We start from the raw sequence: 25,435 nt of genomic DNA on the forward strand, positions 1-25,435 counted from the left end.
GGCATCTTAGCGCTTGATGCTGAGCTCGGGCGCCTGTTCGTAGTCTTTGGTTTCGCTGATAATCAGCTCCTCGCCGGGGCGCAGGCCGCCGATGATTTGCACGTAGTCGAAGTTGGAGTCGCCGAAGCGCACGGTGCGGCGCACGGCCTTGCCGTCTTCCAGCACAAACACTGACTGCTCGCGCCCGCCTTGGTAAAAGGGGCCGTTTTTCACGCGCAGCACGCCGCGGTGGGCGCGCGTTACCACGTACACATCGGTCCGCAGGTTGGCGCGCAGCGCCGGGTGGTTGTTCTGCTCAAGTTGGGCGTAGAAGGTCATCACGCCCTTGTCGGCGGCGGGGCTGATGGAGCTGATGGTACCGCGCAAATCGGTGCTGCTGCCCAGGCGTACAATCACCGGGTCGCCCACGTGCAGCGAGTCGGCGTAGCTATCGGCCACGGTGCCCCGCACCCGAAACGAGCTGAGGTCGGCCACCCGCGCCAACACCTGGCCTTGGTTTACCGTCGAGCCGATGTCCTCGCTTACCCACGTAAGCACGCCGGCCTGCTCGGAGCTGATGTTGGCTTGCTGCAGCTTGTGGGCGAGTTCGGCAATGTTGCGGTCCTGAATCTGCATGGTGTAGCCGAGGCCCCGCTCGTCGGCATCGTTCGAGCGGCGCTGGTTGCTGATTTGGCGGCGCACTTTCTGCAGCTCCAGCTCGGCAATTTTCAGGTTCAGCTCGGCCTGGCGCACGCTCTCTTGGGTGCCCGAGCCAATGCCCAGCAGGTGCTGCTCGTCGCGCAGGGCCGATTGCAGGCTGCGCACTTTCTCCTGCTGCACTTTTTCCTGCGCCTCTAGGTCGTTGAGGCTGCGCTCCAGGGAGAGTTGCAACAGGGTGCTTTTGTTGCGGTTTTGCAGCTGCTCGTCTTGCAGTTTGGCCAGCGCACTGCTGGTTAGCTCCTTATCGAGCTCCAATATGGCTTGCCCCGGCTGCACCTTGGCCCCAGCCGTAAGCAGCACCCGCCGAATGCTCGACTGAATAGGACTGGTGATAACGGCCTCGTGCGCCGGAATAATGAGCCCAGAAGCTGCAATGGAAGCTTCAACGTCGCCGGTTTCTACGGCCGCCGTCAGTATTTCTTCCTGCCTGATGCTGGGCTTCAGCACACCGCGGAAGGCCCACAGGCCTACGGCCGCCACTGCCAACGCAACAACTACCAGCAACAGGCGCCGGGCGCGGCGTTTGGCATGCGTAGCGGGCGAAATAGCTCTGTCCATTTTCGTTCGGATTGGGGTCGGATTCGGGTAGTAGTAGCCAAGCCCAATGCCAAACTTTCAAGTAATTGATAATTAACAATTTATAATCAATGATTGAGCGGCAGCGCGTCGAAAATATGTCCGGTTGTGGACAGTGTGTTCGGTATTGCTTTGATCTGTTCTAACTTAACCCCTGCTCTCGCCGCTGCTTATCGTATTCGCATATGCCCGATACTTGGACCCCTCCTGCCGGATGGCAAGCACCCTACAAGGAGGTAAGCAACAATGTCTACTGCCTTGAGCTTACGCGTGCCTCGGGCCACACAGTAACAACCACCGGGCACAACTTGGATGCCATGCAACAGTGGTGCACACAAGCCGCTGCTGACATAGATCAGCAGTTATTGTGCAGTGCTGAACAACAGAAGGGCCGGTAGCTAAAATGAGCTACCGGCCCTTCTGCAAGGTTTTGTCAGTTGCTTACTTCCGCGTACCCGCATCGGCGATGCGCGTGGGCGTATCCTGCCCGCTCACAATGCTGGTGGCGCTTTGGGCAATGGCCTTAATTACTTCGGTCATGTTCTTCAGGTCGAGGCTTTCCACTTCGTCGTCCACGGAGTGGTAGAGCTTATCCGTCGGAATCTGGTCGGTGCTGATGCTGTGGGCCGGTACACCTAGGCGCGCAAGCGTGGCGTTGTCGGAGCGGTAGAACAGCTGCTGCTCGGGGTACGGGTCGGGCTCGAATTTAAACGTGGAGCCTTGCAGGTTGCGCTGCAGAATCTGGCCAAAATCCGATTTATCGAACCCGGTAATGAAAGCCGTACCGGGGCCAAACTTCGACACTTTGCCGATCATCTCGATGTTGAACATGGCCACCACTTTGGCCGGATCGAGTTGTTTCGAGAAGTGCTGCGAGCCAAAGCCGCCTATTTCCTCGGCCGTAAAGGCCACGAACACCAGCGAACGGGCGTTGTTTTTGGCTTTTTTGAAGTGCTCGGCCAAGACTACCACCGCAGTAGTGCCCGAGGCATCGTCGTCGGCGCCGTTAGCGATGGAGTCGCCGGCCACGGCGGGCAGATAGCCGATGTGGTCGTAGTGCGCTGAAAATACGACTTGCTCGGCTGCCTTGCTTTTGTCGCGGCCGGGCAGCACGCCCACCACGTTCCGGATTTCCAGCGGCTTAATGCTGGTAGCGCCCGTTAGCTGGTAGCTGGCGCCGTTGGCTACCGCGCCCGGCGCCAGAATAAAGGCGGCGGTGTAGGGCTGCGGTTTTTCGCTGCGGAAGGTGCTGTGCTGCATTTGCCCGGCCAAGCGCTTGAAGATGGCCGCGTGCGCCGGGTCGATGATAACCAGGGTGTTGCCCTTCGCGCGCAGCAGTGGGCCTACTTCTTTCCGAAAATCGGCTTGCGGGCCAATTACGCACACCTTCGGGGCGTTGTCGCCGGTGCCCTCCGCCCAGTTTACCTGGCTTTCGGCCGATACCATGGCTTGGGGTGCGCCGTTCTGGCCGCTCGTCCAGTTTACTTGCTCCTGGCCCGACATCAGCACCACGTTTTCGCGCGGTACGGCGGTGCCGTTTAGCGAGGCCTGCACGCTGGCGGTGTTGATTTCGAACACCTGAAACTTCTGCTCGAACGACGTAAGCCCGTCTAGCGGCTTCAGGCCAATGCGCTTAAACTCGCCGGCCAGAAACTGCGCCGCGTCGTTGGCACCCGTGTTCAGCGCCCGCCCACGCATTTTGTCGTCGGCCAGGGTACGCTCGACGCGCTCCACCGTAGTGGCCGAAATGTTTGTTTTGACAGCCTTGGCTGCTTTTTGCTGCGCAACGGCCGCTTGCACCGAGCCAACCAGTGCCAAGCCCAGGAGTAGATGTTTCATGGCGCAAAGTAGCACGCGCCGGCACAGCAGTTGCACGCCGGCGCGGCTTACTTGCTACCTAGGGCCACCAGCCCCACCAGCAACAGGGCAATTTGCAAGCTGCATATCGGCGCAGCCACGTACCTTGCCGCCAACGCACCGCTGCTACTTGCCATGCCAACCAACGCTCCCCTCTCGGGCCTGTACCGCCCTTCGCTTAGCCTGCTCACCGACCTCTACCAGCTTACCATGGCCTACGGTTACTGGCGCAAGGGCATGCAAGACCGCGAAGCCGTGTTTCATCTGTACTTCCGCAAGCCGCCGTTTGCGGGCGGGTACGCCGTGTGTGCCGGCCTGGCTTACGCCGTTGATTGGCTTGAGCAGCTGCGCTTCGGCGAGGAAGACCTGGCGTACCTAGGGGCGCTGCGCGGCCGCAAAGGCAATGCCCTGTTCGATCCGGCTTTTCTGGATTACCTGCGCGATTTGCGCTTTACCTGCGATGTAGACGCCATTGCCGAGGGCACGGTGGTATTTGCCAACGAGCCCCTGATTCGGGTGCGCGGCCCGCTGCTGCAAGCCCAGCTCATCGAAACGGCGCTGCTTACGCTCGTCAACTTCCAAACGCTGATAGCCACCAAAGCCGCCCGCATTCGCGAAGCCGTAGGCCCCAACGACCAGATTCTGGAGTTCGGCCTGCGCCGCGCCCAGGGCTTCGACGGTGGCTTGTCGGCTACGCGCGCGGCGTACCTAGGCGGCGCCGACGGCACCAGCAACGTGCTGGCTGGGCAGCAGTTTGGCATTCCGGTGCGCGGCACGCATGCCCACAGCTGGGTTATGGCGTTTGAGGACGAAGAAGAAGCCTTTGACGCCTACGCCGACGCCTTCCCCGACGATTCGGTGTTTCTGGTGGATACTTACGACACCCTCGAAGGCGTGCGCAACGCCATTCGGGTGGCGCAGCGCCTGCGGGCTACCGGCCACGAGCTGGGCGGCATCCGCCTCGATTCGGGCGACCTTACCTACCTCAGCCGCGAAGCCCGCCGCCTGCTCGACGAAGCCGGTTTTCCGCAGGTGCGCATCGTGGCCAGCAACGACCTCGACGAGCAGCTTGTTACCGCCCTCAAGCTCGAAGGTGCCCGCATCGATACCTGGGGCATCGGCACCAAGCTCGTAACCGCCTACGACCAGCCCGCCCTAGGTGGCGTGTACAAACTGGCCGCCCTGCAGCGCGCCGATGGCTCGGGTTGGGATTACACCGTTAAAATTTCGGAGCAGCTTGCCAAAACCAGCATCCCCGGCATTCTGCAGGTGCGGCGCTACCTAGGCGCCAACGGCAAACCCGTGGCCGATATGCTCTACAACACCGCCGAAGAGCTACCCGCCGACCTGACCATTGTCGACCCCATGGACCCCACGCGCCGCCGCCCCGTTAAATCGGAGCAGTACCGCGAACTGCTGGAGCCCGTGTTTCGCCAAGGCAAGCTAGTGGCCGATTTGCCTACCCTGCAGGAAAGCCGCGAACGGGTTCACCAAGAGCTGGCCTCCTTCGACCCCAGCATCCGGCGCTTCCTGAACCCGCACGTGTACCCGGTGGGCCTGGAGGCCGGTCTGAACAGCTTCCGCACGCAGCTGATATTGGAGAAGCGCGCGGTACGGCCGGCGTAGAAATTAGTGCAGCGGCTTCCGCACTCTGCGTATTCTGCGTTCCTTGGCTTGCTGAAGTAGTGCCGCTAAGTCGGGCGCTCCAGTTGCTAAAAGTCTTTTCATCAGCAACGGGTAAGGCTTATAGACATCATGCCCTTCTACATCGGCTAAAAAGCGAAACAGGCTGCGCTGTTCCGCCGCAGGCAACTGCCTGACCTCCGCCGCAAATGCTTGGGGGTGCGCCGCTCCTAGTTCAACCGTGGCGTGCTGCATAAAACCTACGGTATGCGCGTTCCAGGCGAGGTGCTGACCGCTTTGCATGCATTTGCGCAGCACTGCCTGCGGATGCTGAGAACCTACGCGCTGCAAAGCCTAAATGTAATCCAAGCTCACGCTATGGAGTTGTCCGTAGTCCTCCTCCTCCGGCGCCATAAACACCCGCAAAAAGGCAGCCTTGGTACTTGGGAAAGCTACCAGAAAGCAAAACATTAGCGGATTTGAAGCTTCCGCTCCGGCTGCCGCAAGGCCAGGTATACCAACAGCGGTGCAGCACCAAAAATTAGGCACGCTGCCACCCACGCTAACGCTTGCCACCTAGCGGCACCCCGCCGGCGTACGTCGTGGCCTAGCCAAACCAGGCTGAGCAAGGCGAAAATGCCGCCGTCGAGCAACGTCATGGCTACAAGCCAATCGGCTTGCGCGGCCTGCCAAACGTCGGTCAATAAATGACCCGACATCTGCCACTGCCACAGGCCGTAGTGGTAAAAGACTAATACTAGTAAAGCCGCTATCAGCAGCGAAGCTTTTCGCATGGCTCTTGAGTTTAGCGCGAAGCTACTGGCTTCGTTATTGGCCCAGCACCTGCAGGCATTCCCGGAACTGCTGGTAGCGTGCTACGCCCAGTTTTTGGGCCCATTGTTGCTCAAAACGCTGGTTAATACCACGCCCTAGCTTCCGCAACTCGGTGCCTTTGCTCGTGAGGCAGTATAGCTGCGCACGGCGGTCGGCGGGGTCGGGTTTCGGCGCGAGGTAGCCCCACTCTTCCAGCTGGTACACCAAGGCGCTCATCGACTGCTTAGTAATACCCGCTTTAGCAGCCAACTCCGTGACGCGCGATCCTTCGTCGGTGATATATTGGAATACCCAACCGTGCGAGGGGCGGATTACTGAGTGCCCGGCGGCGGCGAGCTGCGCGTGCAGGTTGGCTACCAAAGCATCGAGTAGTTCGCGCAGGTAGGCGCCGGTATTGATAGGGTCTGACATGATCATGAGATTGACAAAATAGTCAGCTTACCTGACCTTTACCGTCAGTTAAACGTACTAAAATTTTCTACCTCATGAAAACAACCGGCTTTCTGCACCGCCCCCATCCCGAAAATATCCGCGCCATTCCCGGCGCTGTCTTCCACTTTTTGGCCCGCGGGGCCGATACCCAAGGCCGGCACGCCCTGATGCAAATCACGGTGCAGCGCGGAGCCGAGCCGCCTGCACATACCCACAGCCACGAAGACGAGTCGTACTTCATTCAGCAGGGGCGCGTGCGCTACCACATCGGTGAGCAAACGGTAGAAGCCCAAGCCGGCGACTACGTGCACTTGCCTCAGGGCCTACCGCATTCGTTTGAGGTGCTAACGGATTCGGCCCAGGTACTTATGCTCATCAGCCCGGCTGGCCTCGATGAGTGGTTCTGGGACCACAGCGCCCCCGCACCCGATGGCCAGCCCCTACCTCAGCCTCAGGGCCCGCCGCCAGCCGAAGCCATTGCCGAATTTGTGCGCACCCTCGGCGACTACGGCGTACAGATGCTGCCGCCTGGCGCCGCAATCGGCAGCCCAGTTCCTGCTACCCAACCCGAGCTGATTTTGCACTAACGAGCGGTGCGCGCCCGGTGCCCCACTAGGCCCCAGGCGCGCACCAATCCTGCTGGCGCAACCACCGCGTTACTCCCCTGTCGCGACGACCACCGTTCCCGAACAGCTTCCCATGAAATTCTTCGTTCTTCCAGAACCCTGCTGTCGTTGGAGCGGCAGCACAGCTTGGCTAACCACCTGCTATGGGGCTGGGCAGCGGCCGGCGGACTATTGGCTGCGCTTCTGTTCTAGCACCAATGCCCGCTACAGTTGGTAGCGCAACTCGCCCGCTCCTACCTTTAGCGTAACTACGGGTTCAGCAATGATGCGGCCAGCCACTTGGGCATCGTAGCCTTTCAAGGTCAGCTCGGCAGCTACGTCTTCGGCCTTATTGGCGTCGGTTACGAGCAGCATGCCGTTGCCCATGTTCCAGTACAGGTACGCATCGGCGGGGCTGATGCCGCCTAGGTCGGCGAGCTGGGCCATGGCGGGCAGCGGCTCGAAGAGGTTGTCGAGCTCGGCTCCTACCCCATTCTTCAGCACGCGCTTGAAGTTATCGGCAATGCCGCCGCCGGTGATGTGCGCGGCCGCGTGCAGCGGCAAGCCAGCATCGAGCACGGCCGATACGCCGGGCGCGAAGATGAGCGAAGGCGCTAGCATCACGTCGCCCCAGGTTTGGCCCATTACGTCGGCATCGACGCCGGTGTAGGGCGCCGTGTGCCAGTTTTCGCCAAATGCTTTGGTGAGCACGCGTCGGGCCAGCGAGTAGCCGTTGGAGCGGAACGAAGGCGAGCGGAGCGCTACCACGGCTTGGCCGGCGCGCACGTTGGCACCGCTCAGGGGGCGCTCCAGGCTGGGGTGCAATACGCCCACGGCGGTGGAGCACCAGTTGAAGTTCATGCGCGCGCCGGGGTAGCCGCCGATGCGGTTGCCCAGCTCGGCAATTTCGCCGCCGGTTACGGCTATCTGGCTGAACTGCGCCGCGTCGTGCAGGCCGCGCATCAGCTCGTCTACCACGTCGTAGTTGAGCGTGTTCACGTCGATGATGTTCGACAGGTTGGTGGGCACGAAACCGGCTACCACCAAGTCGTCGGCCACCATGGCAATGAGGTCGTAGCCCAGCGTATCGTAGCGGTCCACGCGCTCGGCCACTTCGATTTTGGTGCCGATGCCATCGGAGCCGATACCTAGGCGTTCAGCACCGAAACGCACTTCGTTCGAGAAGCCGCCTTCCAGGTCTTGGGCCGGCTCCCCGGGTTTTCCGGCGCGGGTGCTGAAGGTTTTCTTGGCCCAGATGTAGGCACAGCGCGAGGCGGCGTTGCCTTCTTCGATGGAATAGCCGGCGGTTTCTTTGAGGTTGGCGGCGGTAGTCTGGCTCATGCGAGAGAAGTTGAACGAAACTCCCCTCCTCAGCTGAAGAGGGGTGCCCGAAGGGCGGGGTGGTTGATAATCGTTGGACGATTATCGGTGTCCGTCATGCCGACCCTAGTGCGGGATGACGGGCTGCTTGGTTGAGGTTAGTATCTAACGCTAGGTCAACCACCCCAGCGTCCACTGCGTGGCCGCATCCCCTCCTCATCTGAGGAGGGGAGATTGGTTGTGTTACTAGTGCTCCGTAGGCGCCGGCGCCTTGGCGCTGACCGACGTTTCGGTGGGGCGCTCCTGCTTCTGGCGGTGGCTTTCGCGCTCCTCCTGAATGTGGCGCAGGTACTTGGTTACGTCGCCGGTGGGGTACTGGCCCGAGAAGCAGGCAAAGCAGTTGCCGCCGTGGCCACGCTCTTCGGCGAAAAGCTCCTGGAGGTCAGCCAAATCCTGGTAAACCACGCGGTCGGCCTCGATGTAGCGGCAGATTTCCTCCTCGGTGTAGTTGGCCGCAATCAGCTCGGTGCTCATAGCCATGTCGATGCCGTAGATGCAGGGCGATACAATGGGCGGAGCCGAAGAAATAAAATAAACCTCCGTGGCCCCGGCTTCGCGCAGAATGCGCACGATGCGCCGCGAGGTGGTGCCGCGCACAATGCTGTCGTCGACTACAGCCACCTTCTTGCCTTCCACAAACTCGCGGATGGGGTTCAGCTTCTTCTTCACCACGTCTTCGCGCCCGGCCTGGCTGCTCACAATAAAGGAGCGGCCCATGTGGTTGTTCTTCACCAAGCCGCGGCGGTACGGCACGCCAATGGCTTCGGCTAAGCCTGATGCCGCGAAGTAGCCCGACGAGGGTACATCGATAACCATATCGGGCTCGATGCCGGCCGCCATGACTTTGCGGGCCAGCAGTTTACCCAGGCGCACCCGCTCGCGGGCCACCAAGCGGCCGTGAATCGTGGAGTCTTCGCGAGCAAAATAGATCTGCTCGAACACGCAAAACGCCTTGGGCAGCTCGTAAGGATTCTTGAAGTGAATGTTAAAATTCTTGTCGATGAACACTGCCTGGCCCGGGCCCACGTTTTGAACGAACTCAAACCCTAGGTAATCGAAGCAGGTGCTTTCAGAGGCAAAGGCGAACACCGGGCCCTCGGGCGTATCGCGGCGGCCGAGCACCAGCGGACGAATGCCATGGGGGTCGTTAAACGCCAGCAAGCCGTGGCCGGCAATAACGGTGATGGTAGCGTAAGCGCCCTTCACCAGCTCCTGCGTCGTCTCCACGGCGTCGAAAATGTCGACCACGGAAAGGTTGTCGAGGTTTTTCAGGCGCAGCTCCGAGGCGAAGGTGTACATGATCAGCTCCAGGTCGTTGCTGGTTTTGGGCAACACGTGGTACTTCTCGTGCAGGCGCTTGGCCACCTCCCGGAAGTTGATGACGTTGCCGTTGTGCACCATGGCTAGCCCAAAGGGGTAGCTGGTGGTAAACGGCTGCGCCAAGGCCGAATCGTTGGAGCCCTGCGTGGTGTAGCGCACGTGCCCGATGCCGATGTTGCCGGTCAGCTTTTTAAGCTGCTTGGGCCGGAACACATCGGCCACGAGGCCGTTGCCTTTGCAAAGGTGGAAGTTGTCGTCGAAGGTGCACATGCCGGCCGCATCCTGCCCGCGGTGCTGCAGGGCAGTGAGGCCAAACACCATGTCGTGGGCGACATCATCCGGACCGAAAAAACCAACAATTCCGCACATAGCCGGAGGGGAAAATCTAGGAAAACTAGGGGTGGGAGGAGGTAGAGGCAACTTGCGGCTGCAGTTGGCCGCTGATGAAACGGGCCAGGGTATCGGCGTAAAAACGGTGCTCCACGGCAAGGCCGCGGCGCTCCACTTCGCCCAACGAATCGGCACCGCGCAAATCCACGGGGGCCTGCGCTAGCACCGGGCCGGTGTCGAGGCCCTCGTCAACAAGGTGCACGGTGATTTTCGTTTCGGGCAGGCGGTTTTCCCAAGCCCACTCGTAGGCGTGTAGGCCTTGGTGCTGGTGCGTATCGGCCGGATGAATGTTGAGAATGCGCCCGGCAAACGCCCGAATAAACGTAGGCGACAGGATGCGCATGTAGCCAGCCAGCACCACGTAATCGGGCTGGTACTGCTGCAGCAGGGCTACCACGTCGGCGTCGAACTCGGTCCGCTTGCGCCCGCGCGAGTCGATGCTGGCCGTGGCAAAGCCGAGCTCCTGGGCGGCTTGCAGACCTAGGGCCTCGGGGATGTTGCTGAACACCACCGCCACCTCGGCCACGCTTTGCAGCACTCCCTCGCGCACTTCGCGCGCCATAGCCAGCATGTTGGAGCCGCGCCCCGACAGCAGAATGGCCAGCCGCGCCGGCCGCTTAATGGGCTTCGACTCAGACAAGCTGCGGGGTTGGCCGCTGGCCGATGTCGGTTCGGTAATACGCATCCTGAAACGTAATCTTCTTTACCTCGGCGTAGGCGTGCTCCACGGCCAGCTCCAGGTCGTGGCCGTGTGCCACTACCGTCAGCACGCGGCCGCCGCTGGTTACCAGCTGGCCGGCCTCGTTGCGCTTGGTACCGCCCTGAAACACCAGCGTGCCGGGGCTTACTGCCTCAACTCCCTCGATGGCAAACCCAGTCGGGAACTGCGCCGCCGGGTAACCGCCCGAGGCCAGCACCACACCCACGAAAGCACCCTGTTTTTGGCGCACTCCTACGTCCGCCAAGCGCCCGCTCAACGTGGCCTGAATTAACTCCAGCAGGCTGTTGCCCAGTGAGGCCAAGAGCACCTGCGCTTCGGGGTCACCTAGGCGCACGTTGTACTCGAGCAGCTTGGGTCCGGCGGGCGTCAGCATAATGCCGAAGTACAGAAAACCCAGGAACGGCAAGCCCTCGGTGCGCAAGCCGCTAAGCGTGGGCTCGATGATGGCCTCGCGGATGGATGCCAGCACGTTGTCATCCGCAAACGGTACGGGGCAGTACGCTCCCATGCCGCCGGTGTTGGGCCCTAGGTCGCCGGCGTACAATTGCTTATGGTCCTGCGAGGGGGCCAGCAAACGCATGGTTTTGCCATCGGTGATGCCGATGATGCTGATTTCGGGACCGGTGAGCTTTTCTTCTACCAGGAAAGAATACCAGTCGTGGCCGGCCGGGTTTAAGGCCTGCATTTCCTGTAGGGCTTGGTCGAACTCCGCTACCGACGAGCACACCCACACGCCCTTGCCGGCGGCCAAGCCGTCGTACTTCAGTACTACTTCGCCGCCGTACTCAGCGGCCGTAGCGCGGGCTTGGTCCAACTGATCGGAGCGGAACGTCCACGAACGGCCAGTAGCCACGCCGTGGCGGCGCATAAAGCCCTTCGACCACACCTTCGAGCTTTCCAGCACGGCAGCCGCCTTGCGCGGGCCGAACACGCGGACATCGGTATCGGCGAAATAGTCGGCCACGCCGGCGGCCAGCGGGGCCTCGGGCCCCACCACGATGAGCTTTACCTCGTGCTTTTGGCAGAACTGCTGGATGGCTGGAAAGTCAGTGGTGCTAATGCCGGGCACCGAGCCGGGAATGCCGGCGTTGCCGGGCAGCACGTGCACGCGGGCCCCGTCCTGGGTGAGTTTCCAGGCCAAGGCATGTTCGCGGGCGCCGCTACCTAGGAGGACGATATTGGTTGGTTGCTGAGCCAAGGTGAATTCTTTGGTCGTAAACTTCCCTCCTCAGATGAGGAGGAGTACCCGAAGGGCGTGTTGGTTGATGGTCGTTAAACTGACGCTTGAACGATTGGCCTGGGTCGACAAGCTGAGCATGACGTTCTGTTATTCAGCTACGGTTTTCACCGAAGCCTCCTGCTGCATGTAACCTTCTTTCGCTAGGTTCTGCACCAAGCGGTCAAGCACGTTCACATCGTCGCCAGCACTGGGCAGCGGTTCGCCGGTGATGCGTTGGTAGATGTCGAGGTAGCGGCGGCTGGCTTCGGCAGCTACTTCCTCGGTCAGGCGCGTGGGGTAGCCGGCTTCGGTCTTGTTGGCAATCAGCCACTGCCGGATGTACTCCTTGTCTATCTGAGCGGCGCTTTCGGGGTTGCGGGCGTAGTCGGCCGCATCCCAGAAGCGCGAGGAGTCGGGCGTGTGGATTTCGTCGATGAGAATCAGCTCACCATTGCGTAGACCGAACTCGTACTTCGTGTCCACCAGGATGATGCCGCGCTCGGCCATCCACGTCGAGGCGAAGTTGAACAGCTTCAGCGAAATCACGCGCATTTGCTCGTAGAGCTCGGCCGATACCCACCCTTCAGCCACTAGGTTTTCGGGCGTGATTTCGCGGTCCGATTCCTCCTTGGTAGTCGGCGTCACCAAGGGCTCGGCGAAGCGCTGGTGCTTGGTCAGCCCATCGGGCACGGTTACGCCTGAGAAGGTGCGCTGGCCCTGGAGGTAGCCGCGCAGCATGGAGCCGGTAATGTAGCCGCGCACCACCATCTCCACACGAATCGGCTCGGCCTCTTTCACCAGCATGGCGTTCGGGTCGACCATGCGGATAACGTGGTTCGGCACGATGTTCCGGGTCTTCTCGAACCAGAAATCGGCCAGGCCGTTGAGCACGGCACCCTTGTAAGGAATGGCCGTTTCCAGCACCGAATCGAAAGCCGAGAGGCGGTCTGTTACGACGATGAGCCGCTCGCCCGAGGGCACGCGGTACGAATCGCGGACTTTACCGCGGTGCAGCAATTCGAGCTGGGGCGTATTGAAATACGGAAGCGTGTTCATGGCGCGGATGAAGCGGCTGTCGGGCTAGAGAGAAACTTCGTTCGGGGCTGCCTCAGCGGGCTGCGCGGCGCGGCTCTGGCTAATGTGCTCCACGATGTTGCGGAACAGCTTCAGCCCGTCGCCTTCCTCCGACACCGCGGGGTCGAGGCGCTTGCGCCGGGTCCAGTCGGGGTGGTTGTAGAGCGACAGGAACGCCTCGGGGTGCGGCATCAGGCCGAAGACGTGGCCGGTAGTATCGGTGAGGCCAGCGCAGTTCAGCTCAGCGCCGTTGGGGTTGTGCGGGTACAGCTCGGTTTCGCAGCCGGTGGCGTCGCAGTAGGTTAGGCAGTTAAGGCCTTCGGCCAGGATGCGGCTCCGAATTTCTTCGTCGCGGATAACCAAACGGCCTTCGCCATGGCGCACGGGCACTTCCAAAGAAGTCAGGCCTTTGAGGAAGGGCGAGCGGTTGTTGGGGTTCACCGCCAGGCGCACCCACCGGTCTTCGTAGCGGCCCGAGGCGTTGTGGGTCAGGGTCACTTCGCGCTCCTGCTGGCCGGCGAAATCGGGCAGCAAGCCCATTTTCACTAACATTTGAAAGCCGTTGCAGATGCCCACCACGTAGTTGCCGGCCTCGATAAAGGCGCTGAGCTCTTCTAGCAGCGTGCGGCCCGAAGGCAGCTTGCGGAAGCGCACCTTGTTGGCCATCACCACGCCCGAGCCTAGGTCGTCGCCGAAGGAGAAGCCGCCGGGGAAGTTGAGCACGTCGTAGTCGTGGATGCTGGTTTCGCCGCTGAGCACCTGGTTGAAGTGCACAATGGTGACCTCGCCCCCAGCGAGGCGGTATGCGGCGGCCAGTTCTTCTTCGCAGTTGATGCCGAAGCCGGTCAGGACCAGGGCATGAACTGGTTGTCGGTTGTTGGTTTGTGGTTCTTGGCCCGAAACCATCGGCGTCGTCCGGTTTTCTGCTTGATTGCTCGTCATCTCCACTTCTCCTAAGCTTGCAGGGTAAGTTCTTCGCCGGCCATTACGCGGTTCACCGGGCCGTTGCTCCAGGCTTCGCGCAGGTCGGCGGTAGCGGCGTACACCACCGTTTGGTTCTGGTGGCGAATGACCAGGCGGCCATTATCCGTCACCACACCTAGGCGGGTGGCGCGGCCAGCCATCAGGGCTTCAAAATCTACTACGTCCTCCGGAGCCACAGTAGCCACAAAGCGCGAGTGGCTTTCCGAGAACAGCTCCGTTGGGACCGGCAGCTCACCTTCCAAGGTCAGTTCGGCGCCTAGGTTGTCGTCGCCAAACAAGCATTCGGCCACGGCTACGGCCAGACCACCGTCGGAGAGGTCGTGGCACGATACGATGAGGCTCGCATCGTGGGCGCGGCCAACTTTCTCGTACAGGTCTTTGGCTTCGGCGGGCCGCACGCGGGGCACGTTCTGGCCCAGCTCGCCGAAGAGGTGGTAGAGCTCCGAGCCGCCTAACTCGTCGTAGGTATCGCCGAGCAGGTAGACCACGTCGCCAGGGGCTTTGAAGTCCGAGGTGACGGCGCGGCGCACGTCGGGCATCAGGGCGGTCATCGAGTAGAGCACGGTGGGCGGCACCGAAATCTTCTGCCCGTCGGCCTTGAAGTCGTTTTTCATCGAGTCCTTGCCCGAGGTCAGCGGAATGTGGTAAGCCACGCACATGTCGCGCAGGGCCTCGCAGAGCTGCACCAGGGCCGCCAGCTTCTGCTTGCCGTCGGGGTTAGTCACGGGGTCGTACACCGAGTCGGGCACGCAGAAGTTGTCGTTGACGGACCAGAAAATTCCGTCCCCGGGCGTCAGGTTAGGCAGCTTGCCGCCCACCGACACGATCTGGCGCACGGCCTCGTCGAAGGCGCCGGCCGACATCTGATAGGGGTCGATGTCGCCGTAGCGCGGCAGGATGCCGTTGCTCACCGCCACGCCTTCCCACGACTCAAAGTTGAACTGCACCACGGCCGCATCCTGCGGCGCCTGCCCGGTGCGGCCCATCAGCGGCTTAACAACAGTGCGGCCCTTCACCTCGTGGTCGTACTGGCGAATCACGGCCTCACGCGAGCAAATGTTCAGCGCGCCGAGCAGCTTAATCAAAAGCTCCGTCGCGTCGAGCGAAGCGGGCAGCTTGGGTTCGTGCAGGGTCGGCAGTTGCCACTCGGCGTCGAGCACCTTGCGCGGCACGCCTTCGTGCAGGAACTCCAGCGACAAGGAAGCCACCGGCTGCCCGTCGAAGGTCACGTCGAGGCGGCCGTTGTCGGTGAACTCGCCGATGTCCGACAGCTCCACTTCCATCTCAGCGGCCAGCGCGTTCAGCTCCGCGAACTTCGCGGGCTCCACCACCAGCGTAAACCGCTCCTGCGACTCCGAGAGGAAAATCTCCCAGGGGCGCAGGCCGGGGTACTTCAGCGGCACTTTTTCCAGCTCCACCGTGGCGCCGCCGCTGATGCCGGCCAGCTCACCTACCGACGAGGACAAACCGCCCGCGCCGTTGTCGGTGCTGCACTTGATTAGGCCGCGGCGGGTAGCCAGCAGCAGGAAGTCCATGGCCAGCTTTTGGGTAATCGGGGAGCCGATCTGCACGGCCGTGGCCGGCGCGGCTTCGTCCAGCTCGATGCTCGAGAAGGTAGCACCGTGAATGCCATCTTTACCCACCCGGCCGCCGGCCATGATGATCCGGTCGCCGGCGTCGATCTTCTTTTCCCAAGCGTCCTGCCCCGCCAGCTGCATCGGCAGCACGGCGCCGGTGCCGCAGTACACCAGCGGCTTGCCGCGGTAGCGCTCATCGAATACGATGGCGCCGTTCACCGTCGGCACGCCCGACTTGTTGCCGCCGTCTTCAATGCCTTTGCGCACGCCCTCGAACACCCGGCGCGGGTGCAGCTGTCCCGTCAGCAACGGCCCCGACCAGTTCGGCGGGCCGAAGCAGAGCACATTGGTATTAAAGAGCAGCCGCGCGCCGCCGATGCCGGTAGCCAGCGGGTCGCGGTTGTTGCCGAGGATGCCGGTAATGGCTCCGCCGTATGGGTCGATAGCCGAGGGCGAGTTGTGGGTTTCGACCTTCCAGACGAACAACGACTCCTCGTTGATGCGCACCGCGCCGGCGTTGTCCGAAAATACCTTGATGAGCCAGTCGTTGCCGTTGGCACGCAGCAGCCGGTCTACTTCGGAGGTAGCCCCTTTGATGTAGGTCTTGAACAGCCCGTCGATTTCCTTTTCCTCGCCCGTTACGGCGTTGCGGTAGCGGATGACGGCCGCAAACTCCTTGTGCTTGCAGTGCTCCGACCAGGTTTGGGCCAGAATTTCCAGCTCGCAGTCCGTGGGGTCGGGCGTCAGGCCGGCATCGGCGCGGGCCATCTGCGTTTCGGCCGAGTAGAAATGGTCGCGGATGGTGCGCATTTCCTCCAGGTTCAGCGCGTACACGTTCTCCTTCGAGAGCTGCACCAGCTCTTCGTCGGTGAGGTTTTCCAGCCGGATGGTGTGCGTGGTGGAGTCGGCGCCGCCGCCGGGTTGTGGGGTAAAGTCGCGGATGCCCTGGGCGGTGTGCCCTACCAGGAAGCGGTTGATGAGCTTGTTGCCGAGCAACTCCTCCGCCATGCGGCGCAGGTCTACCTCGGGCAGCTCCTTTTCCAGCAGGTATAGTCGCTTACTGAAGATGTGCTGTGTACGCGTGTCCAGCTCCGTACCTAGGAAATCCTGCAGCGCGTTTTGGGCCGAGGTGCCTTCGTCGTCGGTTACGCCGGGGCCCTTGGCTACCAGGATGTAGCTCTTGAACTCCGGACCTAGGGCCCACTCGTCAAGCGCCACGTCGTTTAGCAACGGGTCCTGCAGGCACTGCGCCGCGAAGCTTTCGAGCTGCTCAGCCGAGAGCGGGTAGCGCACGGTGTACACAGCGCTGGTTTGCACGCGCCCGGTGAGCACGTGCAGGTGGCGCCGGGCGGCTTCGGCCACGCGGGCACCTTCGCCGTCGTGCTGGCCGGGGCGCGGAATCAGTTGGATGGTATGCGAAGCGGTGTTTTCCAAAGCTCAGAAGGGTAGCGAGTGTTGTGGCGCGGAGTGGTACTCCGCGACGAGCCGCAGGCGAGTAGCTTGCGTGAGGAGTGCGTGGTCGGCGGCTTCGGCAGACGCGAGGAACGCGCTGGCGCGGGTCGCGGAGTACCACTCCGCGCCACTGGCAAACCCCAAGAATGCGGTAAGCCGCCCCGGGCCCGACGTACGGGCCACAAGGCGGCTTACCATGTTGTGCGGAGCGGTGCTCCAAGAGGCCGCATGCGCGGCGTGGGTGTTCGAAGAAGCATCTTCGCCGAAGTACCCTAGGTGCTTTGCTACCTTGGCAGCGGCGGGTTTTCGCAGCTGCTTTTGGAAGTCGGCTTGGCACGCAAGGCTTTGGCTGTGCAGCGGCTGCGACTCGGCATGTTGTTGCTGTTGTCGCTCGGCTATTTGCTCTTCCACTTCCCGGCGCTCGGCATCGAGGCGCAGGCCCGCGGCTCGGCTCAGCAGCGCGCTACGGCGCCACATGCTGTCGAACGAGGCCTTGTTAGGCCGGGTTCGCGTGAGCGAAGTGGAGGTATGGGAGAGGCTTCGTTGCACAGGGTAGCGAAGGAGATACAAAAGAACGACAACCGCCGCCCTTACGCAAGCGTCGGCACGACGTCGGGCCGGCTCCCGGGCTTTACTGCCGGCATGCCTTTGGCACACAGCGGACAATTTTCGGGCTGGTAGGTGGCCGCCTGAACCGGTAGCAACGCAAACAAAGGGAAGTCTAGTTCATGCTGGCCGCCGGTGCGGTCGATCAGGCAAGCCACACCGAGCACTTCCACGCCCATTTGGCGCAGTACCTCGGCTACCTCCAAGGTCGATTTACCGGTGGTTACCACGTCTTCGGCGATGATGACTTTCTCGCCGGGCCGCAGCGCGAAGCCGCGGCGCAGCGTCATCCTGGTATCGGCGTCGCGCTCGGTGAAGATGCCGGGCACATTCAGCTGACGGGCCAGCTCGTAGCTTACGACCACGCCGCCCATGGCGGGGCCCACTACCACGTCGGGCTGCAGGCCAGCTTCTTGGATCAGCTTAGCCAGTACACCTAGGGCCGGAGCAGCTAAGTCGGGACGGCGCAAGAAGCGGGCGCACTGCACGTAGGTATCGGAGTGCAGGCCCGACGACAGGCGAAAGTGGCCGCTCAGCAGGGCATCTTCGCCGCGCAGCTGCTGCTCAAATTGTTGCTGAAAATCGCTCGGAGCGTAGGGCATTGATTTGTTCGGTAAGGTCGCGGGCCGCGGCGCCAGCGTCGGCGGCCTGCCAGATGCTACGGGAAGTATTGATCAGAAGACCTAGGCCGTCGGAGGCGCGGCAGCCGGCCTGCACGGTAGCGGCTAAGTCGCCGCCCTGGGCACCCACGCCGGGCACGAGGAACCACAGCTCGGGGCAACGCTGGCGCAGGCGGGCCAGGGCGTCGGCGTTGGTAGCGCCTACTACCAAGCCTAGGTCGGGGTGCTGGGGGTAAAGGTCCTGCACCACATCGGCGGCTAGGTCGCTGAGCGTGCCGCCGCGCACCAGCTGCTCATCCTGCAAGGAGTGCGCAGGCTTGTTGGACGTTTTGGCCAGCACGAACACAGCTTTGCCGGGGCGGGCAAACGGCACAATGGCGTCGTCGCCCATGTAGGGATTCACCGTCACGCCATCGGCCCCGATGATGTCGTAGGCAAAGGCGGCGTAGCGCTCGGCGGTGTTGGCAATGTCGCCGAACTTCCCGTCGAGGATCATCGGCACCTCCCTAGGTATCCACTCGCGCAGGCGCTGCAGCAGGGCTACCCCGTCGGGGCGGGCCAGGAAGAATGCCAGGTTGGGCTTGAAGCCGGCGGCGTACTCGGCCGTTTGCTCTACCACCTCACGCAAGCGGGTCTCTACGTTCTCGCCTACCGGGTCGAGGCCCACGCAGAGCAGCGAGCCGGTAGTTTGGGCGCGGCGGGTTAGCTGATCCATGCGGCTTTGTTGGTTTCGGTGAGGTTATGGGCGGTTTCCCATTCGGTGGCGAGGCGTGCCGTGAGGCCGGGCTCCAGCCACTCGCCGGTGGCTACCTGCACGGCTGCCGCGCCGCAGCGCAGGTAGTCGCGCACGTGCTGAGCCGTGAAGATGCCGCCGGTGCCGATGACGGGCAGCGTCAGGTTTTCGTCGTGAGCCAGCTCGTACACGCAGCGCAGGGCCATGGGCCGCAGCGCCTCGCCCGAGAGGCCACCCAGGATAGGCTCGCCACCATCGGGCAGGTGCAAGGCTTTTAGGGTGTTGCAGGCGGCCAGGGCCGTGGCGCCCCCCTCCTGCGCACCTAGGGCCAGGGCGCGCACGTGGTCGGGCCACGGGGGCAGCTTCACGACGAGTGCGGCTTGGTCGCCGAGTTCGTTGCGCACGGCTTCGGTGGCCTCGCGCACAAAGCGCGGCGTCAGGTCGAAGCCTTTCTGGGTGGTGGCGCTGCTGATGTATATCTCAACTCCGGCAATTTGGCCGGCGGCTTCGCGGGCCAGAAAGCGGGCAATTTTTCTGAATCCGGGGATGCCGGGAGCGGTGATGCTCACCAGCACGGGTACGCCATGGCGGCGCAGGTGCGGCAGGTGGTCTTGTACCAGCTGCTCGGCGCCGTCGGTGCGACGGTCGGTGGTGTTAAGCAGCGACGAATCGGCTACGCGGATGAGGCCATCGCGCCCGCCGGGCTGTGGCTCCATAATCACCGTTTTGGTGAAAATGGCACCTAGGCGCTCGTAGCCTAGGTTATCGGGCAGTTGCCAGGGAGCAGCAGCCAGGCACACGGGGTTCTGCAGCGAAAGAGTGGGGCCGAGTTGCATAGTGGATGGGGCTATTTGTTCGGGCGGTCGGGTGGCGCAAATCGAAGAACCTGGTGCACCACAGCGTACTTACCGCGCCGCGCCGGCCGAAGCACCTCTACCGCTTAATGTGGCGGCTTTGGGCTCACCGTTGCTCGGACCGCCAGCCGTAAAGATGCTTCGGCCGACGCGGCGGGGCTGTGTTGCTGGTTGCGGCTGTTCTCCCCTTTTGCCAGCGCTGCGTGGGGCCGGCCTAGGGAAAACGAAAAGCAAAGGCAAGCCAACTGTTTTCCCCGGCACCCGGCGCGAGCGGACACAAAAAAACCGCTCCGGTAACAACCGGGCGGCTAACGAGGGAAAAGCAGGAAAAGGAAACGAAATCAATCAACGGAAACAGGTTTCGACCCCGTTGCAGAACCTGCGGTTGAGCCGTTCCGCGCTTCGTTTTATGTTGATGATTCAGAAGCACGTCGCAAAAGTATCCAACTTCACCAGAAGGCCAACACCGCACCCCGATATAGTTGCTGTTAAGAAAATGTTAAGCTCAACAAGTGCTTATATTACTAAGGTATTCCTTTAGTAGCGCAGCTATTCATAATAACTAATTGAATTGCAACACGCTTTCCCCAATACTCAACCTTATTCCACCCGTTAAGGCGCATACCACTCATTGTATTTTTTAACTTTTCTCAGAATAACTTTATTGCAAAAGTAAAAATCAGCCTTGTTGAAAAAATGCAAAACCATTTATACATTTACTGAAAGTTTAGGGCATTTGGCTGAATTGAGGAGTTGAGGGTTCATGTTTTGATAACGCTGGCTTAACCTCGTCGGCGCCCCGCTTACCGGAACTTTGCACATCACATTTCCAAGTTTGTTACATCACCTCCCGCGCTATGAAATCACCGTTACTACTGCTCAGTTTAGTGCTTGCGCTGCTCGCCGGCACGCCGGCCCTGGCGCAGTCGGATGCGCCCGTTGAATACAGCGAGCGGGTGCCGGCCGGCTCCTACGGCCGCTCTACGCTGCACGCCCGCACCCAGGAGTGGGTGGAGCGCCGCTTTGCTTACGGCCCCAAAACCGATTTCTCTACCAACCCCGCCGCCGGCACCGTGCGCGTGCTGGGCACCGTAAAGCTTAAGCCCGTCGATAACAAAGGCCAGGAGGTTGAGCGCACCGCCCGCTTCGAGTTTACGTGCCAGGCCACCGACGAAGGCTACACCTACAGCGTGGGCGCGTTTCGGGTAATTACAGACCCGCAAAAACTCGATACGACGGTGCCGCTGGATGACTACCTGGCCCAGCTGCGCGCCGAAAAAAACAACGACCGCACCAAGAACGACCGCCGCGTACGGGCCCAGGCCAACTCGCTGGCCAGCGAAATTGCCATGAGCTTCCGCTCGTACATGAACCAGATTCCGGCGAGCGAAGACGGCAGCGTGGGCTTGCCCGCCGCCACCGGAAGCAACTAACCCACTGCCGGCACCGGCACTGGGCATAGCGGCCGCTCCTTGCCGGGCGGCCGCTTTTTTGTGCCCTAGGTGTTGCACAGCCCTGCCCGCGCAGGCAGCAGGGGTTTAGGCCTAGTTGCGGGGCGTGCGCCCAACTTCCAGCTTTTATTCCGGAAGAGCGGCGCTTGGCGAGCAATTTAATTTATGTGTTTTGTGCTATTCAGTAGCAGCATCTACATAGCCACCTCGTCTGCATCTTGCCCCTGACAGAAATACAAAAAGCCACGCAATGCGTGGCTTTTTGTGCACTCACCCGGCTTATGCAGCCTTTTCCATATGCTTGCAAAGTTACCGCCCCGACTGGGCTAGCCCTAGTCCGCACCCCGATAATAACACATTCGTAACCTAGGGCAAACCGGCGTTGCCAAGGCCCGAAACAGAGTTGGCACGGTTTTATTAACAATGCCAATCAGCAGTGCGCAGCAGCCTCGAGACGCAGCATTGCCCTTCCTTTTCCGTCCGATTTTTTCTTTCCGTGGTCATGAAAACTAACCGCGCAGCTACTCTATTTGCTTTTGCTTCCGCCTTATTGCTCGGCTCGGCTACTGCGGCCCAGGCGCAGGTTCGCTCCTATTCCAACGCCCCTACGGCCACTGCCGGCAACAAAACCGACGGCGTGCGCTTCGGCATCCGGGCGGGCCTGAACGTGGCTGACTGGTCGGGCGACGCGGTAGAAAGCGTGCAAAGCCTTACCGACTTGGCCAACGGCGCCATCACCAAACAACAACGCCCGGGCTTTCATGCCGGCGCCTATGTAAGCCTGCCCCTAGGTCCGCGCTTTACGATTGAGCCGGGGGTGCAATACTCCGAGAAAGGCGTAATCGTGAGCGGCCGGGTGCCCATGGAGCAGTTTGATTTCCTGAACGCCAAAGCCACCGGCACGGCCCGCATGGGCTACATCGATGTGCCGGTGCTGGCCAAAGCCTACCTCACGCGCGGCTTGTACCTGTACGCCGGTCCGCAAGCCTCGTACTTGGTATCGGGCAAGGCGCGCGTTGAAGCCAGCGTGTTGGGCTTCGACGCGTACCAGCAGGACTTTGACGTGCGTCAGTACTTCCGCGAGCTTGATTTTGGCGTAAGCGGCGGCGCGGGCTACCAGTTCGGGAACGGATTGGGCCTGAGCGCCGGTTACGACTACGGTTTGTCGTCGCTGGATAAAAACAACCGCTTCGACGCCCAAAACCGCGTCATCAAAGCTTCCCTGAACTTCTCCTTCTAACGGGCTGGTTCGGGGGTTTCTCCACCTTTGCTCTTTCACACTGGCTGTTCGCTCACATAAACGCAAAAAGGCCGCCCACGCTGTGGGCGGCCTTTTTTTATGGCCATTAGCCGTGTGCTGTATTAGCTCGTGGGGCCGTTGTCGACGCGGGCTTCCACTACGCTTTGCACCGAAGCCGAAACGTTGGAGAGGATGTCGTAGCCCGTGGCGCTTTCGATGGCATCAACCGTGGTGCGGTACGAGCCCCAAGTGGTGAGCAGCGAGTTGTCGTTGGGCGTGTTGATGGCAATTACGCGGGTGCTGCTGGTTACGCGGCTGGCATCCGACGAGCCTTCGGGCAGTACCACAATCACCTTCCAGATGCGGTTGGGTACCGTTACGCGGCCACCGTCGAGGGTGGTTTTGTAGCCGGCCGAGCCCGTGCCGCCGGTGCCGTAGCTGCCCATAATCACGTACAGCTCGTAGCCCTGGCCCACCAACGTGCGGCAGTAGTTTTCGAGGTTGGCCCAGGTGCGCTGGTTGTTGTTAGGCGCCTGCGGCACCATGTTCGTCATCAGGAACGTGGCCGAGTTATCGGTCGTCGAGCTGGTGCGGTCGGCCGAGGGGCAGTTGTGGCCGCGGTCGAAACCAGAGCCCGTGTAGCTGCTGCTGCTTACCTGGTACCAGCCCGAGGGCAGGGCGGTGTCGTTGCGGAAGTCGTCCTGGCGCGAGGCCGAGCCCAGCCAAGCCGAGCTCAGGTGCCACGAAACCCAGTTCGGCGTGCCCCGGTCGCGGTGGTACGACATGGCGAACTGCGGCTTCTGCATCAGGTAGTTCCAGTAGTACGAAGAGCTGGCCACCGCGCCGCTGGGGTTGCCCATGGCCAAGTGGTTGTCGCGGGTGGCGTCGGCGTTTTGGCTAACGGCCGTGGGTTGCTGCGGAGCAACATCGGTTTGCTTGGAGCAGGAGGCGGCTAGCAAACCAACCAACAGGAAGCTGCTCAGGCGGGTGAAGGTACCCTTCATACTAAAAAGGTGTTTGGTGGAGGAGAATGTGGTTGCAAAGTTGGCAACGCCATATTGTTGCCTGATTACGTCAACATTATGGAGTTGTTATCATAATGTTAAGACAACGTTGCATCGCGCCCTCAAATCCTACTTTTCAGCCTTGCGCCGTTACAAATATCGTAAAACCGACTTGTTTTAGCAGGATGCTCTTGCTTTGAAATGGACGCCCTTTTTGCCCGCCGCACGCGGGGCCGCGTCGGCACCTAGGGCGGCCCGCCACTCAACTTGGGCTTTTCACGTATGTTGGCGCACACGCCCCTTTTCCCCACTCCTATGACCCTCCGATTTTGGCTATTTGCGTTGCTCCTCATCACCACGCTAGCCACCAGCTGCGCCCGCCGCAACCGCGCCAAGAAAGACACGGCCAGCAGCACCCCCGTTGAGGCCCCGCGCACGGCCGAAGAAGTTCGGCGCGAAAACGCCCGCGACCTGGCCTCGGTAATGACCGACGAGCTGCAGCTGCGCGAAGACCAAACCTTGCGCATCCGGCAAGTGCTGGCCAGCACGGTGGAGCAGGTAAACGCCGCCCAAACCAAATTCGGCACCGACAAAACCGGCCTCACCACGGCGCTGCGCCGCATCAACGCCAGCTCCGAGGCCCAACTAAAGCAGATCATGACGCCCGAGCAGTACAAGCAATACCAGGTACGCAAGCCGCAAATCCAGCAGAAGCTGCGCGAGCAAAAAGCTGGCAACTAAAAATTTTCGGTAGCGCAGGCAACGCCTGCCCGTGCCCGCGCATCTGACGCCGGTGTAAGCCCACTCCGCAACCTAGGGGTGGCTTACGCCGGCGTTATTGTTTATCTTGATGCAAACGCAGACGGGCCATGATTCAACTTCGCGGAATCGAGAAGAGCTACGTAATGGGCCACAACCGGCTGCCGGTGCTGCGGGGCATCGACCTGGAAGTGCAACCCGGCGAGTTGGTGAGCATCATGGGCTCGTCGGGCTCGGGCAAGAGCACCTTGCTCAACATCCTAGGTATTCTCGACGATTACGACGCCGGTGAGTACTGGCTGGCCGGCACCCACATCGATCGGGGCCTTTCGCAACGCCGGGCGGCGCAGTTGCGCAACCAGTTTTTGGGCTTTGTTTTTCAGTCGTTCAACCTGCTCAACTTTAAGTCGGCGCTCGAAAACGTGGCCCTGCCGCTGTACTACCAGCAGGTAAGCCGCCGCGAGCGAAACCGCCTGGCCATGGAGTACCTGGAGCGCGTAGGCCTGGCCGACCGCGCCGACCACCTGCCCAGCGAGCTTTCGGGCGGGCAGCGGCAGCGCGTGGCGTTGGCGCGCGCCCTTATCCATCAGCCCAAACTCATTCTGGCCGACGAGCCCACCGGTGCCCTCGACACCCACACCACGCAGGAGGTGATGGACATCTTCAAGCAGGTAAATGCCGAGGGCATGACGGTCATCATCGTAACCCACGAGCACGATATTGCGGCCCAAACGCAGCGGGTAATCCGCATCCGCGACGGATTGATTGTGGGCGAAGAAGCCGAAGAAACCACCGCCTCCCCTACCGCTACCATTAGCTCCCTCCCTTCATGAAAAACGTACTGCTTGCCGCCGCTTGCCTGCTCCTAGGTGGCGCCGCTGCCCACGCGCAAAACCCGGCCGCCACCGAGAGCAAGGCGCTGCAGCAGCGCATCAACCAGTTGATGCGCAACCCGGCCAAGCCCCAGCAGGAGCTCCGGCTCGATTTGAAAGGCTGCCACGCCACGCAAACCATTCGCGACAACAAAGCCGACGTGCAGGCCTCGGCGCCCATTTCGGTGAGCTACAACAAAGGCGGCGAAGCTGGCTGGGCCGCGAAGGTATCGGATGGCAAGTTTGAGCTGGCACTGGACTTTGAATGGAGCGAGGTTGAACCCCTTACCTACCTCCGCCGCAAGCCCGAGAAGGGCAAAGACGAAGCGCCCTACGAAATCAAGATCCGGCGCGTGCGCAAGGGCAACACCACCAACTTCGAGCTGCCCCTTTACACCACCGACGAGAAAGCCGTGCTGGATGTGGTGCGCCGCCTCGAGAAGGTGCGCCAGGGCTGCCAGTAGTCCGCGGCTGCCCTAGGTGCCGCCGAGGCGCGGGCACCTAGGGCGTGTACGTTCCGCCTTCTGCTTACCGCGTGCTTTTAGCCTAATCA

Annotated in this window: 25 protein-coding genes; 8 read left to right on the forward strand and 17 right to left on the reverse strand. The window is 61.6% G+C overall.

Going from position 1 to position 25,435, the window contains the following annotated elements:
• Positions 1–6: 6 nt before the first annotated feature.
• Positions 7–1,257 carry an efflux RND transporter periplasmic adaptor subunit gene (locus tag D3Y59_RS11375; RefSeq protein WP_119445163.1) on the reverse strand — a complete coding sequence of 417 codons (1,251 nt, stop codon included), beginning with the start codon at positions 1,255–1,257 and terminating at the stop codon, positions 7–9.
• A gap of 459 nt (positions 1,258–1,716) precedes the next feature.
• Positions 1,717–3,114 (reverse strand): M20/M25/M40 family metallo-hydrolase, encoded by a 1,398-nt coding sequence (locus D3Y59_RS11380; protein ID WP_119445164.1) that lies wholly within the window; start codon positions 3,112–3,114, stop codon positions 1,717–1,719.
• A 153-nt stretch (positions 3,115–3,267) separates the two neighbouring features.
• Between D3Y59_RS11380 and D3Y59_RS11385 the strand changes: the two genes are divergently transcribed.
• The gene (locus tag D3Y59_RS11385; RefSeq protein ID WP_119446438.1) at positions 3,268–4,758 is read left to right on the forward strand and encodes a nicotinate phosphoribosyltransferase; all 1,491 of its coding nucleotides are present in this window, start codon (positions 3,268–3,270) and stop codon (positions 4,756–4,758) included.
• A 3-nt stretch (positions 4,759–4,761) separates the two neighbouring features.
• Here the strand turns inward: D3Y59_RS11385 and D3Y59_RS11390 are convergent, their stop codons facing one another.
• The 3 genes from D3Y59_RS11390 to D3Y59_RS11400 form a co-directional block, all read right to left on the reverse strand.
• On the reverse strand, positions 4,762–5,010 hold the full coding sequence (locus tag D3Y59_RS11390; RefSeq protein ID WP_205590826.1) for a hypothetical protein: 249 nt from the start codon (positions 5,008–5,010) through the stop codon (positions 4,762–4,764).
• A 215-nt stretch (positions 5,011–5,225) separates the two neighbouring features.
• The gene (locus D3Y59_RS11395) at positions 5,226–5,549 is read right to left on the reverse strand and encodes a hypothetical protein (RefSeq protein WP_162910707.1); all 324 of its coding nucleotides are present in this window, start codon (positions 5,547–5,549) and stop codon (positions 5,226–5,228) included.
• 34 nt (positions 5,550–5,583) lie between these two features.
• On the reverse strand, positions 5,584–6,000 hold the full coding sequence (locus tag D3Y59_RS11400; protein ID WP_162910708.1) for a MarR family winged helix-turn-helix transcriptional regulator: 417 nt from the start codon (positions 5,998–6,000) through the stop codon (positions 5,584–5,586).
• Between the two features lie 74 nt (positions 6,001–6,074).
• Here D3Y59_RS11400 and D3Y59_RS11405 point away from each other — a divergent pair, with 74 nt between their 5' ends.
• Entirely contained in the window at positions 6,075–6,608 is a 534-nt protein-coding gene (locus D3Y59_RS11405; protein WP_119445168.1) for a cupin domain-containing protein, read from the forward strand.
• Positions 6,609–6,851: 243 nt separating this feature from the next.
• On the opposite strand, the gene D3Y59_RS11410 is transcribed toward D3Y59_RS11405, so the two are convergent.
• From D3Y59_RS11410 to D3Y59_RS11460, 11 genes are all read right to left on the reverse strand, one after another.
• Positions 6,852–7,967, reverse strand: a complete 1,116-nt coding sequence (locus D3Y59_RS11410; protein ID WP_119445169.1) for an AIR synthase-related protein — start codon at positions 7,965–7,967, stop codon at positions 6,852–6,854.
• A gap of 225 nt (positions 7,968–8,192) precedes the next feature.
• Positions 8,193–9,695, reverse strand: coding sequence for an amidophosphoribosyltransferase (purF, locus tag D3Y59_RS11415; RefSeq protein ID WP_119445170.1), 1,503 nt, complete (start codon positions 9,693–9,695; stop codon positions 8,193–8,195).
• Between the two features lie 25 nt (positions 9,696–9,720).
• Positions 9,721–10,401, reverse strand: a complete 681-nt coding sequence (gene purN / locus D3Y59_RS11420; protein ID WP_119445171.1) for a phosphoribosylglycinamide formyltransferase — start codon at positions 10,399–10,401, stop codon at positions 9,721–9,723.
• Entirely contained in the window at positions 10,349–11,635 is a 1,287-nt protein-coding gene (purD, locus tag D3Y59_RS11425; protein ID WP_205590827.1) for a phosphoribosylamine--glycine ligase, read from the reverse strand. Before purD ends, purN begins: the two co-directional genes overlap by 53 nt.
• A gap of 129 nt (positions 11,636–11,764) precedes the next feature.
• On the reverse strand, positions 11,765–12,712 hold the full coding sequence (locus D3Y59_RS11430; RefSeq protein ID WP_119445172.1) for a phosphoribosylaminoimidazolesuccinocarboxamide synthase: 948 nt from the start codon (positions 12,710–12,712) through the stop codon (positions 11,765–11,767).
• 24 nt (positions 12,713–12,736) lie between these two features.
• On the reverse strand, positions 12,737–13,636 hold the full coding sequence (locus tag D3Y59_RS11435) for a phosphoribosylformylglycinamidine synthase subunit PurQ (RefSeq protein WP_119446440.1): 900 nt from the start codon (positions 13,634–13,636) through the stop codon (positions 12,737–12,739).
• Between the two features lie 47 nt (positions 13,637–13,683).
• The gene (locus D3Y59_RS11440) at positions 13,684–16,725 is read right to left on the reverse strand and encodes an AIR synthase-related protein (RefSeq protein WP_119445173.1); all 3,042 of its coding nucleotides are present in this window, start codon (positions 16,723–16,725) and stop codon (positions 13,684–13,686) included.
• A 3-nt stretch (positions 16,726–16,728) separates the two neighbouring features.
• Positions 16,729–17,292, reverse strand: a complete 564-nt coding sequence (locus D3Y59_RS11445; protein WP_162910709.1) for a hypothetical protein — start codon at positions 17,290–17,292, stop codon at positions 16,729–16,731.
• A 41-nt stretch (positions 17,293–17,333) separates the two neighbouring features.
• On the reverse strand, positions 17,334–17,951 hold the full coding sequence (pyrE, locus tag D3Y59_RS11450) for an orotate phosphoribosyltransferase (protein WP_119445175.1): 618 nt from the start codon (positions 17,949–17,951) through the stop codon (positions 17,334–17,336).
• Positions 17,914–18,684, reverse strand: coding sequence for an orotidine-5'-phosphate decarboxylase (gene pyrF, locus D3Y59_RS11455; RefSeq protein WP_119445176.1), 771 nt, complete (start codon positions 18,682–18,684; stop codon positions 17,914–17,916). The genes pyrE and pyrF overlap by 38 nt, the downstream gene beginning before the upstream one ends.
• Positions 18,672–19,538, reverse strand: coding sequence for a dihydroorotate dehydrogenase (locus D3Y59_RS11460; protein WP_119445177.1), 867 nt, complete (start codon positions 19,536–19,538; stop codon positions 18,672–18,674). Before D3Y59_RS11460 ends, pyrF begins: the two co-directional genes overlap by 13 nt.
• 208 nt (positions 19,539–19,746) lie before the next feature.
• Here D3Y59_RS11460 and D3Y59_RS18310 point away from each other — a divergent pair, with 208 nt between their 5' ends.
• The 3 genes from D3Y59_RS18310 (at position 19,747) to D3Y59_RS11470 (ending at position 22,247) form a co-directional block, all read left to right on the forward strand.
• The gene (locus D3Y59_RS18310) at positions 19,747–20,097 is read left to right on the forward strand and encodes a hypothetical protein (protein ID WP_162910710.1); all 351 of its coding nucleotides are present in this window, start codon (positions 19,747–19,749) and stop codon (positions 20,095–20,097) included.
• Between the two features lie 316 nt (positions 20,098–20,413).
• Positions 20,414–20,989, forward strand: coding sequence for a hypothetical protein (locus tag D3Y59_RS11465; RefSeq protein ID WP_162910711.1), 576 nt, complete (start codon positions 20,414–20,416; stop codon positions 20,987–20,989).
• A gap of 520 nt (positions 20,990–21,509) precedes the next feature.
• Positions 21,510–22,247: a porin family protein gene (locus D3Y59_RS11470; protein WP_119445179.1), complete on the forward strand. Its 738-nt coding sequence runs from the start codon at positions 21,510–21,512 to the stop codon at positions 22,245–22,247.
• Between the two features lie 122 nt (positions 22,248–22,369).
• Here the strand turns inward: D3Y59_RS11470 and D3Y59_RS11475 are convergent, their stop codons facing one another.
• The gene (locus D3Y59_RS11475; RefSeq protein WP_119445180.1) at positions 22,370–23,251 is read right to left on the reverse strand and encodes a DNA/RNA non-specific endonuclease; all 882 of its coding nucleotides are present in this window, start codon (positions 23,249–23,251) and stop codon (positions 22,370–22,372) included.
• 315 nt (positions 23,252–23,566) lie between these two features.
• Here D3Y59_RS11475 and D3Y59_RS11480 point away from each other — a divergent pair, with 315 nt between their 5' ends.
• From D3Y59_RS11480 to D3Y59_RS11490, 3 genes are all read left to right on the forward strand, one after another.
• Positions 23,567–23,992: a hypothetical protein gene (locus D3Y59_RS11480; RefSeq protein WP_119445181.1), complete on the forward strand. Its 426-nt coding sequence runs from the start codon at positions 23,567–23,569 to the stop codon at positions 23,990–23,992.
• Between the two features lie 128 nt (positions 23,993–24,120).
• Positions 24,121–24,843, forward strand: a complete 723-nt coding sequence (locus tag D3Y59_RS11485; RefSeq protein WP_119445182.1) for an ABC transporter ATP-binding protein — start codon at positions 24,121–24,123, stop codon at positions 24,841–24,843.
• Positions 24,840–25,346 carry a hypothetical protein gene (locus tag D3Y59_RS11490; RefSeq protein WP_119445183.1) on the forward strand — a complete coding sequence of 169 codons (507 nt, stop codon included), beginning with the start codon at positions 24,840–24,842 and terminating at the stop codon, positions 25,344–25,346. Before D3Y59_RS11485 ends, D3Y59_RS11490 begins: the two co-directional genes overlap by 4 nt.
• Positions 25,347–25,435: the final 89 nt, after the last annotated feature.

Source organism: Hymenobacter oligotrophus (assembly GCF_003574965.1).
Lineage (GTDB): Bacteria > Bacteroidota > Bacteroidia > Cytophagales > Hymenobacteraceae > Solirubrum > Solirubrum oligotrophum.

Bases quoted from the DNA above. Each gene is read 5' to 3' on its own strand.
- D3Y59_RS11375 (WP_119445163.1), bottom strand. From the start codon at position 1,257: ATGGACAGAGCTATTTCGCCCGCTACGCATGCCAAACGCCGCGCCCGG.
- D3Y59_RS11380 (WP_119445164.1), bottom strand. From the start codon at position 3,114: ATGAAACATCTACTCCTGGGCTTGGCACTGGTTGGCTCGGTGCAAGCG.
- D3Y59_RS11385 (WP_119446438.1), top strand. From the start codon at position 3,268: ATGCCAACCAACGCTCCCCTCTCGGGCCTGTACCGCCCTTCGCTTAGC.
- D3Y59_RS11390 (WP_205590826.1), bottom strand. From the start codon at position 5,010: ATGCAGCACGCCACGGTTGAACTAGGAGCGGCGCACCCCCAAGCATTT.
- D3Y59_RS11395 (WP_162910707.1), bottom strand. From the start codon at position 5,549: ATGCGAAAAGCTTCGCTGCTGATAGCGGCTTTACTAGTATTAGTCTTT.
- D3Y59_RS11400 (WP_162910708.1), bottom strand. From the start codon at position 6,000: ATGTCAGACCCTATCAATACCGGCGCCTACCTGCGCGAACTACTCGAT.
- D3Y59_RS11405 (WP_119445168.1), top strand. From the start codon at position 6,075: ATGAAAACAACCGGCTTTCTGCACCGCCCCCATCCCGAAAATATCCGC.
- D3Y59_RS11410 (WP_119445169.1), bottom strand. From the start codon at position 7,967: ATGAGCCAGACTACCGCCGCCAACCTCAAAGAAACCGCCGGCTATTCC.
- purF (WP_119445170.1), bottom strand. From the start codon at position 9,695: ATGTGCGGAATTGTTGGTTTTTTCGGTCCGGATGATGTCGCCCACGAC.
- purN (WP_119445171.1), bottom strand. From the start codon at position 10,401: ATGCGTATTACCGAACCGACATCGGCCAGCGGCCAACCCCGCAGCTTG.
- D3Y59_RS11430 (WP_119445172.1), bottom strand. From the start codon at position 12,712: ATGAACACGCTTCCGTATTTCAATACGCCCCAGCTCGAATTGCTGCAC.
- D3Y59_RS11435 (WP_119446440.1), bottom strand. From the start codon at position 13,636: ATGGTTTCGGGCCAAGAACCACAAACCAACAACCGACAACCAGTTCAT.
- pyrE (WP_119445175.1), bottom strand. From the start codon at position 17,951: ATGCCCTACGCTCCGAGCGATTTTCAGCAACAATTTGAGCAGCAGCTG.
- pyrF (WP_119445176.1), bottom strand. From the start codon at position 18,684: ATGGATCAGCTAACCCGCCGCGCCCAAACTACCGGCTCGCTGCTCTGC.
- D3Y59_RS11460 (WP_119445177.1), bottom strand. From the start codon at position 19,538: ATGCAACTCGGCCCCACTCTTTCGCTGCAGAACCCCGTGTGCCTGGCT.
- D3Y59_RS11465 (WP_162910711.1), top strand. From the start codon at position 20,414: ATGAAATCACCGTTACTACTGCTCAGTTTAGTGCTTGCGCTGCTCGCC.
- D3Y59_RS11470 (WP_119445179.1), top strand. From the start codon at position 21,510: ATGAAAACTAACCGCGCAGCTACTCTATTTGCTTTTGCTTCCGCCTTA.
- D3Y59_RS11475 (WP_119445180.1), bottom strand. From the start codon at position 23,251: ATGAAGGGTACCTTCACCCGCCTGAGCAGCTTCCTGTTGGTTGGTTTG.
- D3Y59_RS11480 (WP_119445181.1), top strand. From the start codon at position 23,567: ATGACCCTCCGATTTTGGCTATTTGCGTTGCTCCTCATCACCACGCTA.
- D3Y59_RS11485 (WP_119445182.1), top strand. From the start codon at position 24,121: ATGATTCAACTTCGCGGAATCGAGAAGAGCTACGTAATGGGCCACAAC.
- D3Y59_RS11490 (WP_119445183.1), top strand. From the start codon at position 24,840: ATGAAAAACGTACTGCTTGCCGCCGCTTGCCTGCTCCTAGGTGGCGCC.